Source organism: Acinetobacter stercoris (genome assembly GCF_900323515.1).
Taxonomy (GTDB): domain Bacteria; phylum Pseudomonadota; class Gammaproteobacteria; order Pseudomonadales; family Moraxellaceae; genus Acinetobacter; species Acinetobacter stercoris.
Genome location: NZ_OOGT01000130.1, coordinates 1 through 11210, shown reverse-complemented (window position 1 = coordinate 11210; position 11210 = coordinate 1). Strand labels below are relative to the sequence as shown.

Annotated in this window: 12 protein-coding genes; 7 read left to right on the top strand and 5 right to left on the bottom strand. The window is 38.3% G+C overall.

Annotated elements, in window-relative coordinates; genetic code table 11:
• The first annotated feature begins 110 nt into the window (after positions 1 to 110).
• From KPC_RS13060 to KPC_RS13035, 6 genes are all read left to right on the top strand, one after another.
• Positions 111 to 1373 carry an RtcB family protein gene (locus KPC_RS13060; protein WP_121974800.1) on the top strand — a complete coding sequence of 421 codons (1263 nt, stop codon included), beginning with the start codon at positions 111 to 113 and terminating at the stop codon, positions 1371 to 1373.
• Positions 1374 to 1376: 3 nt separating this feature from the next.
• Complete coding sequence (locus KPC_RS13055) at positions 1377 to 1742, top strand: hypothetical protein (protein WP_227591470.1); 366 nt, start codon at positions 1377 to 1379, stop codon at positions 1740 to 1742.
• A 26-nt stretch (positions 1743 to 1768) separates the two neighbouring features.
• Positions 1769 to 2230 carry a DIP1984 family protein gene (locus tag KPC_RS13050; protein ID WP_121974799.1) on the top strand — a complete coding sequence of 154 codons (462 nt, stop codon included), beginning with the start codon at positions 1769 to 1771 and terminating at the stop codon, positions 2228 to 2230.
• Positions 2231 to 2495: 265 nt separating this feature from the next.
• A complete protein-coding gene (locus KPC_RS13045) occupies positions 2496 to 2987 on the top strand; it encodes a hypothetical protein (RefSeq protein ID WP_121974798.1) in 492 nt (163 codons plus the stop codon).
• Between the two features lie 20 nt (positions 2988 to 3007).
• Positions 3008 to 4042 carry an RNA 3'-terminal phosphate cyclase gene (gene rtcA, locus KPC_RS13040; protein WP_121974797.1) on the top strand — a complete coding sequence of 345 codons (1035 nt, stop codon included), beginning with the start codon at positions 3008 to 3010 and terminating at the stop codon, positions 4040 to 4042.
• A 169-nt stretch (positions 4043 to 4211) separates the two neighbouring features.
• On the top strand, positions 4212 to 4763 hold the full coding sequence (locus KPC_RS13035) for an isochorismatase family cysteine hydrolase (protein ID WP_121974796.1): 552 nt from the start codon (positions 4212 to 4214) through the stop codon (positions 4761 to 4763).
• Positions 4764 to 4818: 55 nt separating this feature from the next.
• Here KPC_RS13035 and KPC_RS13030 read toward each other — a convergent pair whose 3' ends face one another.
• The 3 genes from KPC_RS13030 to pheA form a co-directional block, all read right to left on the bottom strand.
• Positions 4819 to 5190 (bottom strand): hypothetical protein, encoded by a 372-nt coding sequence (locus tag KPC_RS13030; RefSeq protein WP_121974795.1) that lies wholly within the window; start codon positions 5188 to 5190, stop codon positions 4819 to 4821.
• A gap of 129 nt (positions 5191 to 5319) precedes the next feature.
• Positions 5320 to 7569, bottom strand: a complete 2250-nt coding sequence (locus tag KPC_RS13025; RefSeq protein WP_121974794.1) for a bifunctional prephenate dehydrogenase/3-phosphoshikimate 1-carboxyvinyltransferase — start codon at positions 7567 to 7569, stop codon at positions 5320 to 5322.
• A gap of 6 nt (positions 7570 to 7575) precedes the next feature.
• Positions 7576 to 8685 (bottom strand): prephenate dehydratase, encoded by a 1110-nt coding sequence (gene pheA / locus KPC_RS13020; RefSeq protein WP_121974793.1) that lies wholly within the window; start codon positions 8683 to 8685, stop codon positions 7576 to 7578.
• 339 nt (positions 8686 to 9024) lie between these two features.
• On the opposite strand from pheA, the gene KPC_RS13015 reads away from it, so the two are divergent.
• The gene (locus KPC_RS13015) at positions 9025 to 9543 is read left to right on the top strand and encodes a DJ-1/PfpI/YhbO family deglycase/protease (protein ID WP_121974792.1); all 519 of its coding nucleotides are present in this window, start codon (positions 9025 to 9027) and stop codon (positions 9541 to 9543) included.
• Positions 9544 to 9550: 7 nt separating this feature from the next.
• Here KPC_RS13015 and KPC_RS13010 read toward each other — a convergent pair whose 3' ends face one another.
• The gene (locus tag KPC_RS13010; protein ID WP_121974791.1) at positions 9551 to 9781 is read right to left on the bottom strand and encodes a hypothetical protein; all 231 of its coding nucleotides are present in this window, start codon (positions 9779 to 9781) and stop codon (positions 9551 to 9553) included.
• A 38-nt stretch (positions 9782 to 9819) separates the two neighbouring features.
• On the bottom strand, positions 9820 to 10962 hold the full coding sequence (locus KPC_RS13005) for an acyl-CoA dehydrogenase family protein (protein ID WP_121974790.1): 1143 nt from the start codon (positions 10960 to 10962) through the stop codon (positions 9820 to 9822).
• Positions 10963 to 11210 lie beyond the last annotated feature (248 nt).

The window sequence follows — 11210 nt, the reverse complement described above, 5'->3', positions numbered from 1 at the left end:
ATAATAAAGTTAGCATGCCCCCTGCAATATATCAAGCATACATCATTGGATGTATTTAATTTCACCTGCCTGTAACCGCTTGGCAGGCAGGTTTAGCAAAGGAAAGTAAAATGTTGAATATTGACCAACAAATCGAAAAACAGAATGAAAACAATCATGCTTATCACGTGATTCAGGATACAAAAGGTGTACCTGTAAAAATGTGGACTAAAGGTGTGCCTGTAGATGAAAAATCAAAACAACAACTATTAAAAACAGCACAAATGCCTTTTATTTACAAATGGATGGCTGTCATGCCTGATGTCCACGTGGGGATCGGTGCAACGATTGGAAGTGTTATTCCAACCAAAGGTGCCATTATACCTGCCGCTGTAGGTGTGGATATTGGATGCGGAATGATGGCTGCCCGGACATCTTTAACCGCATCTGATTTACCTGATAATTTACATGCACTACGTACAGAGCTTGAACGTTTGATTCCACATGGTATGACCAAAGGTCGTGGACGACGTGATCGTGGTTCATGGGAAAATACACCTGAGCGAGTCGATCTGGAATGGGCAAATTTAGTCAAGGATTTTGAATATATTTGTGCCAAACATCCTCGTTTAAAAAATACCAACAATCATAAACAGCTGGGAACTTTGGGAACTGGCAACCATTTTGTTGAAATCTGTTTAGATGAGTATCAACAAGTCTGGATTATGCTGCACTCAGGTTCTCGTGGTGTTGGAAATGCTATCGGCAACCATTTCATTGAACTCGCTCGTAAAGATATGCAAAAGCATTTCATTAACTTACCAGACAAAGATTTGGCTTATTTAGTTGAAGGGACTGAGTATTTTGATGACTATTGGTTTGCAGTCGGTTGGGCGCAGCGTTTTGCTATGAAAAACCGTGAATTAATGATGGAAGCTGCTGTTCAGGCTTTACGTACAATTGTACCCAAAGCATTTAATGCAAAAGTCGAAGCGGTCAATTGCCACCACAATTATGTCGATAAAGAAGAACACTTTGGTGAAGAGATTCTGGTGACTCGCAAAGGTGCGGTACGTGCACGATTAGGTGAGTATAGAATCATTCCGGGATCGATGGGCGCAAAATCTTTTATCGTTCGTGGTAAAGGCAATCATGATGCATTCTGTTCTTGTTCACATGGTGCAGGTCGTGTGTTTAGCCGAACTGAAGCGAAAAAACGCTTTACAGTAGAAGACCAGATTGAGCAAACACAAGGTGTGGAATGCCGTAAAGATGCAGCAGTGATTGACGAGATTCCTTCTGCATACAAGCCGATTGATGATGTAATGAAAGCACAAAACGACCTAGTTGAGGTGGTTTATACACTACGACAAGTTGTTTGTGTGAAGGGGTAATAAATGATGAATACACTATATTTTCCACTCCAGCTCGATTCAATCAAACTGATAGAGGGAGGAATTTATATTTCTCCACTAGAAACTGGAAAACTTCAAGCCGTAAAAATACTGAAACTTGATGATTTTGGTGCGCATATCTCACTTTATCAAAACCAGTATTCAGAATTTCCAAGCCATATAGATGAAAATACACTACGTTTTGGTAAATACGGTGAAGATGATGAGATTTTTAGTATAGGACATTTGCCACTTTCTTATGCTGCTTTAGCATCTTACACCTTACTTTTTGTTCAGGCTTCCACTATTAATGAACATGAACTCGAAGGTTATAAAATATGGTCAGAAGCTGAAGGTGGATATTTTTAATTCATTAGATAAATCAGGAAAATAAAATGAAACTTGCAGAGGCATTATTATTACGTAGTGATCAACAAAAGAAAATTGCTTCACTTCAACAACGTATTAACAGTAATGTATTGGTTCAAGAAGGCGATGAGCCATCTGAAAACCCGAACGATTTACTCAAAGAGGTTTTTAGTCTGACCAGTGATTCTGAAAAGTTGATCTATGCGATTCATCAAACCAATGCAAAAGCGATATTAAAAGATGGCCGCTCATTACTCGAGTTACTTACAAAACGTGATGAACTTGTAGAGCGACATAAAATATTAACCAGTGCCATTAGCAATACGCATCGCGAACCAGATCGTTATAGCACACGTGAAATCAAATGGCACAAGGTCATTCCTGTTCCTAATTTGCAGAAACAGGCAGATGATATCAGCTCCAGATTGCGTGACCTTAATATATTAATTCAGGCAAACAATTGGCAGATTGATTTACTTGAAGCTTAAAGCATTCATAAGCTTCGGCTTATAGAGCAGTTTGAACATACTGGGCGAGTACAAGATCCCTTATCTCCACAACACAGGATTGAAAACAATGTGTAGTGGCTTAGTAGTGAGCGGGCTAGCTAACATTTCGAGAATGTTTTTACACCTGAGCCCAGCTCAACGCACCATTAAAACCTTTGTATAAAATCAAAGTAAAATTTGACTTAGCATCACCATGTACTGACAGTATGTTCACCTAACAAAATTAATTAAGGTAAGTTATTCAATGCAATCTTTTTTTAACAATAGTATTGACGAAAAACTCTCTAATCTAAATAGTTTCTTAGAAAATATGTCAAATAATAATAGTGGTGCGAATTGTTATTGCTTTTACTCTATTCAGCGAATTCAAGCTAAAAATTCCATTGATGAGACCATTCAGAACGAATTTCAATCTTTCTTTGAATGGATGATTGAAAATAAGAAAATTAAGAATCAATCCAATCTAAGAGTGACATATGAAAAAATTGACGACTTCAGTCAAACTTTAAGTCAAGAAATAAACCATTGGTTCTTTCAAATGGAATTTTCACCCAAATACGATGAACATGAACGAGGCTCACTTAAACATCATTTCTTAAACTCTTTCAACAAAATATTCACTAGTGAAGTAAATGCTTGGAGAGTTTTAGATGGTTCATATGATATTGAATATACTGACCTTGTTATTGAAGATCATCGTAATTACTACCTTCTTCATTTTGGCTGGTGTGATTAAAGTTTTAAATTGGGATAAAAATGAATACATTATTTAAAAACCAAACCATCCAAATTGATGGTTCTGTGGGTGAGGGTGGCGGGCAAATTTTACGTACTGCCCTAGCCCTGTCCATGATTACAGGCAAAGCTTTTGAACTGAAAAATATCCGTGCTGGACGCAAAAAACCAGGGCTCATGCGCCAACATCTGGTGTGTGTGAATGCATCTGAACAAATCAGCCATGCAGAAACACAAGGTGCTGAACTGCACTCACAAAACCTGTATTTCTCCCCACAAAATATTCAAGCTGGTCATTATGATTTTCATATTGGATCAGCAGGCAGTACAACTTTGGTTCTACAAACCATTTTACCGGCCCTGATGATTCAGGAAAATCCAAGCCAAATCAGTATCCACGGCGGTACACATAATCCTATGGCACCAACAGTGGATTTTATCGAGCATTGTTTTGCTTCAACTTTGGCAGAAATAGGGATAGAAATCGGCATAAATACATTACGTGCAGGCTTTTTTCCAATTGGTGCTGGTCAAATCAATATCAATATTCAACCCTGGTTATGTCGAAAGCATTATTCAAAACTAAAACGAGGCAAATTACTTGAGCTACAAGCCTTTGCGGCTACTCTTAATATTCCACCCGACATTGCACAACGCGAGCTTGACATTTTAAATAATAAATTAGAGCTAACTCACCAAAAACAGCTCTATCTCCAAGGGATCAGCCAAGGCAATAGTGCATTTGTCATTGCGAAGTTTGAACACCATACTCAAGTCTTTTCTGCATTAGGTGAAAAAGGTAAACCTGCTGAAAATGTTGCTAAAAATCTCGCTAAAGAAGTCAGGATTTATTTAGATTCTGATGCTGCTGCAGATGAATATCTAACTGATCAGCTATTATTACCATTAGCTTTAGGGAATGGTGGAGAGTTTACAGCACAAATCATCAGTAAACATACCAGAACTCAAGCCGAGATTATTCAAATGTTTATGGATTGTGAAATCACTTTTCAAACCGATAAGCAAAATCTGACACATGTTTCAGTAAAAATATAGAGTCCGTTGACATGCCATCAATATAATATTCTCAGTTTATGGGAATATTATTTTAATTAAGCTTTAAGATCACTCATTATTATTAATAAATCAATAACACTAACTGTAATAATCCTATGTTACTTATATAACTTTGCTTATTTTCTCCCAATACAACAAGGATTTTAAAATGGCTCTAACTCAATTAGATCAACATGCTGCACTGATTATTATCGATTTACAAAAAGGGATTGTATCTTTACCACTTGCCCATTCAGCACGAGATATCGTAACCAAATCCGATACACTTGCCAAAGTATGTCGACAAAAAAATATTTCTGTTGTTATCGTAAATGTCACAGGTTTTGCCAAAGGCCGTAACGATATGGGAGAACATTCACCCCCACCAGCCGACTGGGCTAACCTTGTGCCAGAGCTTACAGTGGAATCACAGGACAAACTGATTAGCAAACAAACTTGGGGTGCATTTACCAATACTGATTTGGATCAGTATTTAAAACAAAATAATATTACACAGTTATTTATATGTGGAATTGCAACCAGCATGGGAGTTGAATCTACAGCAAGATTTGCTTCCGAATTAGGCTACAACGTGGTTCTCATAACAGATGTGATGTCGGATATGAATGAAAACTCACATGACAATAGTATTAAAAATATTTTTCCTAAATTAGGGGAAACAGTGAAATATGAAGAGTTTTTAACCCTTTTAAATCATTAACATATTATTTTATTCGTGAGTGTATATTTACACTCACTTTTACAAACAAAATTTTCTAGCCTTTCCATTCAAACTCACTAAAAGAATCATCATCTTTTAAAGTGTTTTCAATTGCATGAGCAAGTTGTTTGATGACACTCTGTGTCTCAATTTTAGTAAACCACGGTTGATCTTCGTCTGCATGGGCGTGAATACGACAAACCAGATGCCCCTGTTCATCAGCCTGATCACATTGAACAGATAATGCAACGGGATGGTCTTCAACATGAATCTCAACCCTATCCAAAGACTGATCTTCGTTTGTATGAAAACCATAATCAAGTAGTTTACTGGATAATAAACTTGTCACATATTTTTGAGTTGCATCACTCGCCTGATCAACTTGTGAATGTTCTTTATGATTCGCATAAAATTGTAATTGTCTCATGACTTCTTCCAAAGGCATTTTTATAGTATGGATTAAGCATAAGCAATAAAAACGAAACAGCCAAGCATTTGCTTGGCTATTGTCATACAAAGTCTAATAAAGTTTTATGGTTTTACCAAGGCAAATACTTTATAACTCGCTGATCTGAATATCTAGACCCGCCCGATTTGCCAACTCAGTAAAAGTAGGAAAACTGGTCGCAACAGTTTCTGTTCCAGTAATCGTAATCTCACCAGAAGTACGAAGACCTGCCATACTAAAACTCATGGCAATACGATGATCATGATGTGATTCGATTTCACCGCCATTAAAAATAGCAGACCAGTCATCAGCTTTCCCCTTGCCTTCAATGATAATGCCATCTTCGGTCGGGGTGCAGTCAATTCCCATCACTTTTAAACCATCTGCCATCACCTGAATACGATCAGACTCTTTGACACGTAACTCAGCCGCACCTGTCAAAATCGTCTGCCCCTCAGCACATGCAGCGGCAATGAAGAGTGCAGGAAATTCATCAATTGCCAAAGGCACCTGATCTTCAGGCATATGAATACCTTTTAATGTTCGTGTTCCTTTGATATGAATGTCTGCAATCGGTTCTCCACCAGCAATACGTTCATTTTCAACAGTCAGATCAGCACCCATCTGTTTCAATATTTCAATGACTCCTGTACGCGTAGGATTAATACCCACAGCTTCAAGAATAACATCTGAACCTTCAGTAATTGCTGCTCCCACCATAAAGAATGCAGCCGATGAAATATCTGATGGAACCTGTATTTCGGTTGCTGTTAACTTCCCACCACCCTGAAGTGATATACGGTTACCTTCTGTTTTTACATCATAACCAAAAGCTCGAAGCATACGCTCAGTGTGATCGCGTGTAGGCTCAGGTTCAGTCACAGAAGTTTCACCTTTTGCCCATAAGCCTGCCAGTAAAATACCTGACTTTACTTGTGCAGATGCCATCGGTAAATCGTAATGAATACCTTGCAGATTTTGGCCACCAGCAATTGATACTGGTGGAGTTCCTCTTTCACCTGTAGTCTGAATTTGAGCGCCCATCTGACGAAGTGGCTTTGCAATGCGTTCCATTGGGCGTTTGGATAATGATGCATCACCTGTCATCACGGAATCAAACGCCTGAGCTGAAAGCAAGCCTGAAAGCAGACGCATGGAGGTTCCTGAGTTACCCATATACAAGGCACCTGTTGGTGCTTTCAAACCATTCATACCAACACCATGAATGGTTACCTCACCATTTTTTGGACCTTCGATACTCACACCCATGCTTCGAAAAGCTTGTAAAGTCGCCAAAGCATCTTCACCCTCAAGAAACCCTGTTACATGGGTGGTTCCCTCAGCAATCGCACCAAACATGATGGAGCGGTGTGATACAGATTTATCACCAGGCACGGTAAATTTACCTTTAAATGTCTTGTTTCCTGGCAAAATGGTAAATTGTTGTGTCACCTTATTTTTCTCCATCAAAGGTTTTTGGGCTAACATATGATTGAAATGTTGGCGTGCTGCCTGAGCATGCCCCAAAAGCCCCATAAGTGCTTGAGAGTTTTCATCTTCAATCAACTGTCTTAATATTTTGAGTTGGCTTTCAAAACCATCTACGGCGTTTAAAATCGCTTTTTTATTGGCAAAAAAAATGTCATGCCACATTTGTGGATCACTGGCTGCAATACGCGAGAAATCTCGAAAACCACCCGCAGCATAACGGAAAATATCAAGATTATCTTCACGGTTTGCCAGTTGCTCAACCAGATTAAATGCCATCAAATGAGGTAAATGACTGGTATGTGCAAGTACTTCATCATGTTTATCCACATCCATACAGATAACTTCTGCCTTGGCCGCTTGCCACATTTGGGTCAGTTTAGAGACAGCTAGAGTTGCACTCGTTGCTAGTGGCGTCAAAATCACTTTGTGATTGACAAATAGATCCACTTTACCAGCATGCACACCTGTATGTTCTGCACCTGCAATCGGATGTCCTGGTACAAAACCAGCAGGAAGCTGTTCGCCAAACACAGCTTTTGCAGCTTCTACGACATTACCTTTAGTACTACCTACATCCGTTAATATGACATTTTCAGTTAAATAAGGTTTGATCTGCTGCAATACTTTTTGCGTAGCACGAACAGGCAAAGCTAATATAACCAGATCAGCCCCTTTTACCGCGTCAATCGGGTCACTATATCCCTCAGAAATCAACCCTAATGCTTTAGCATCTTCCAAGGTTTTCCTAGATCGTGTGGAAGCAACGATGGTTGTCACCAGATGCTCGGCAAGCATGACACGTGCAAGACTTGAACCAATAAGCCCAAGTCCGATAAATGCAACCTTGTTAAACAGTGTTTCAGACATAATGACTTATAGCACCGCCGCAGGATAAGAGCCTAAAACCCTGACTTCTTTCACTAAAGGACGAATCTCTGCAATGGCTGCTTTAACATTTTCCTGCTCAATATGTCCTTCAAGATCAATAAAGAAAACGTATGCCCATTTTTCAGGTAATGCTGGACGAGTTTCGATACTGGTCAAACTAATATTATGTTTTGCAAATGGCGCCAGGATCTCAAGCAAAGCCCCTGCTCGGTCATGCGCAGACACAAGCAATGAGGTTTTGTCATTCCCGCTTTGTGGGACTTTTTCACGACCAATAACCAAGAAACGAGTCGTATTTTCTGGATTATCTTCAATATTGCTATGTAAAATCTCAAGACCATAGATATTCGCAGCAATATCAGAAGCAATTGCAGCAGAATGCCATTCATTACGAATACGGCGCGCTGCTTCTGCATTTGAACTCAAGGCTACACGTTCAACACCTGGATAGTGGGCATCTAACCATTTACGACACTGAGCCAACGTTTGCTGATGAGCATAAATCTGTTTAATACTGTCTTTACGCGTATTTTCAGAAATTAAAAATTGATGATGAATACGTAATTCAACTTCACCAATGACATTTAAATGTGATGACTTGAAACAATCCAGAGTATGATTTACCACCCCTTCAGATGAGTTTTCAACAGGCACCAGACCGTAGTGTGCACTACCAGCTTCAACTTCACGAAACACTTCATCAATCGTTGGCAGTGGACGAACAATAGCATCATGTCCAAAATGTTTTAACACAGCAGAATGGGTATAAGTACCTTCAGGCCCCAAAAATGCAATGCTTTGTGGTGCTTCTAATGCTAGACAGGCAGACATGATTTCACGAAACAGACGTGCCATAGTGACATCAGAAATAGGCCCTTCATTACGCTCCATGACGTTTCTTAAAACCTGAGCTTCACGTTCTGGTCGATAAAACATTGGATTCTCTTCAGCAGCAAATTTTGCTTTAGCGACTGCTTCTGCCAGTTTTGCACGGCGATTAATCAATTGCTGAATTTGTTGATCTACGGAATCAATTTCTTCACGAATTTGTCCTAAATCTTGAGAATTTGAGGTATTCTGACCGTCATGGACCATTTTTATACTGCCCTTTTTAAAAAATCGTATAATTTAAGCAGTATAACAATAGTTAGCTTTCTTTACTTATGCAATATATAAGTTTCCTGTTTTTGCATTTAAATACCTGACTTATTTAAAACCAAACAAAACATTGTATTTACTAGCTTTTTATCAACACTCCTATTCAANATTTAAATTTTTTATATTTCAAAAACTGATCCAAATAAATCATGAAATATTTTTATTTTATCAATTCCTAATTTTTTACTTTCTTTCACGCATTGATTACAAAGATTAGACTGAAGTTAGTTCACAACTACGTCATATTCAACTTAACTTACAATAATCACAATAGAAATGAAGAAAAGAGTCGCTGTTTTAGTCACGCATGAATTCGAAGATGCAGAATATAGTGAACCTGTAGAAGCTTTTCGTGCAACGCGAAATAGTGTTACCAATATAGAAAATAAAGCTGGAAATATCGTTTATGGGAAAAACCGAAAAATTTCAGTCAGTATTGATAAAGGTATAGATGAAGTCAATGTGCATGAGTTTGATGCACTGCTTCTACCTGGTGGCGAATCGCCCTCAAGACTCTATATAGATGACCGCTTTGTACTTTTTGTCCGAAAATTTGCAAATACACAAAAACCTATTTTCATGTGCCCCTCAAGTCCAATTTTATTGATTCATGCTGGAGTAATTAAAGGACGGCGTATTACCCATATGCAATCAATTTATAAAGATCTGGAAGATGCAGGTGCAGTTTTATATGATCAAGAAGTCATAAATGACAATAATATGTACATTTCTTCCAGATCGACTCAAGATTTACCTTTTTTTATTCAGGAAACGATTAAAGTTCTAAATCGTTAATCGAAATTTAAAAACGTAAATCTGGAACAAATACACCAATGATAAATACCAGGGTTGCAATAACCCATAAGATCAATGCATATAAACGAATTAGCTCAGCTGTCCAGCATGATGTAATCCAGTCAAACAGGAACATGGCTTTCCAGCCTTCCAGCCAAGCTGCTCCTCCCCAAGAAAGAACCCATTTATAAAATAAGGATTGCAACATATATTGTGCAATCCACATAATAAGACTCATATTATTGATATCTTTATATTATTAATACTCAATCAAGTTTACTTACCTAAAATGCCACGAGCAACGATTTCTTTCATGATTTCATTCGTACCACCATAAATACGCTGAATCCTTGCATCAGTAAAGAAACGTGAAATTGGATATTCACTCATATATCCATAGCCACCAAAGAGCTGTAATAATTGATCTGCAACTTTCATCTGCATATCTGTACTAAAGCTTTTCAATGCAGCAGCAGTTTCTACATCAAGTTTACCTTCTTTATATAGGGCAAGATTCTGATGATAAAATGCTGCTGTAGCCAACTCATCAATTTTCGCCTGAGCCAGAACAAAACGGGTATTTTGAAAACTACCAATCGCCTGACCAAAAGCCTTACGCTCTTTGACATATTGTGTGGTTATGTCAATTGCACCACGTATTGCCCCTAAAGCTGTTGCTGCGATAGATGTTCTTTCACGTGGTAACTCCTGCATCATATAGGCAAAACCTTGGCCAGCATTACCAAGTAGTTGATTTGACGGTACTTTAACGTTATCAAAAAACAACTCTGAAGTATCTTGTGAATGCAGACCGATTTTTTCCAGATTTGTCCCTTTTTTAAATCCATCAAGATGGGTATCTACCAGAAGCAGTGAAACACCTTTTGCTTTGGCTTGTGGATCAGTCTTTACTGCAAGCACCACTAAATCTGCATGCTGACCATTTGAAATAAAAGTTTTCGAACCGTTTAACAGATAATGATCACCTTGCAAAATTGCACTGGTACGAATTGCTTGCAGATCTGAACCAGCACCAGGCTCGGTCATACCGATTGCGCCTACAACCTCACCTGAGATCATTTTTGGCAACCAGTACTGCTTTTGTTCTTCTGTAGCAATATGCAGGATATAAGGAGCTGCAATTTCCGAATGGCAAGAAATCGCAGTTGATAAAGATGCAAAACCTGCTCGTGCTGATTCTTCAACAAGCATTAAAGAATATTCGGTAGGAACACCATAACCGCCATACTCTTCAGGGACATCGACACATAAAAAGCCATTCTCCCCTAAAAGTGACCATACTGAACGAGGCATTAAACCAGCTTTTTCCCATTGCTCATAAAATGGAGCAATATGTTCCCCCATAAAACGCTTAAAATTATCTCTAAAAAGTTCTAAGTCAGCATCATAAGCCAGCATATTATTCCCTATTCACGTTGTTGTTTTAACACCAGCCATGCTAAAAGTTTTTTATCCCGCTGTCATGATCATTTGCGCCTACGATGACTGTTTTTAATGTCAATCCCAAACCAAACTGAATATTTATACGACTATGGTATTAGACTATTGTTTTCCTAAAATTCTTTACTGAATTTCCATAAATATATTAATAAATAATATTGTTTACACTAAATTTTTTATTTTCAAAGAGTTATATACCCACAATC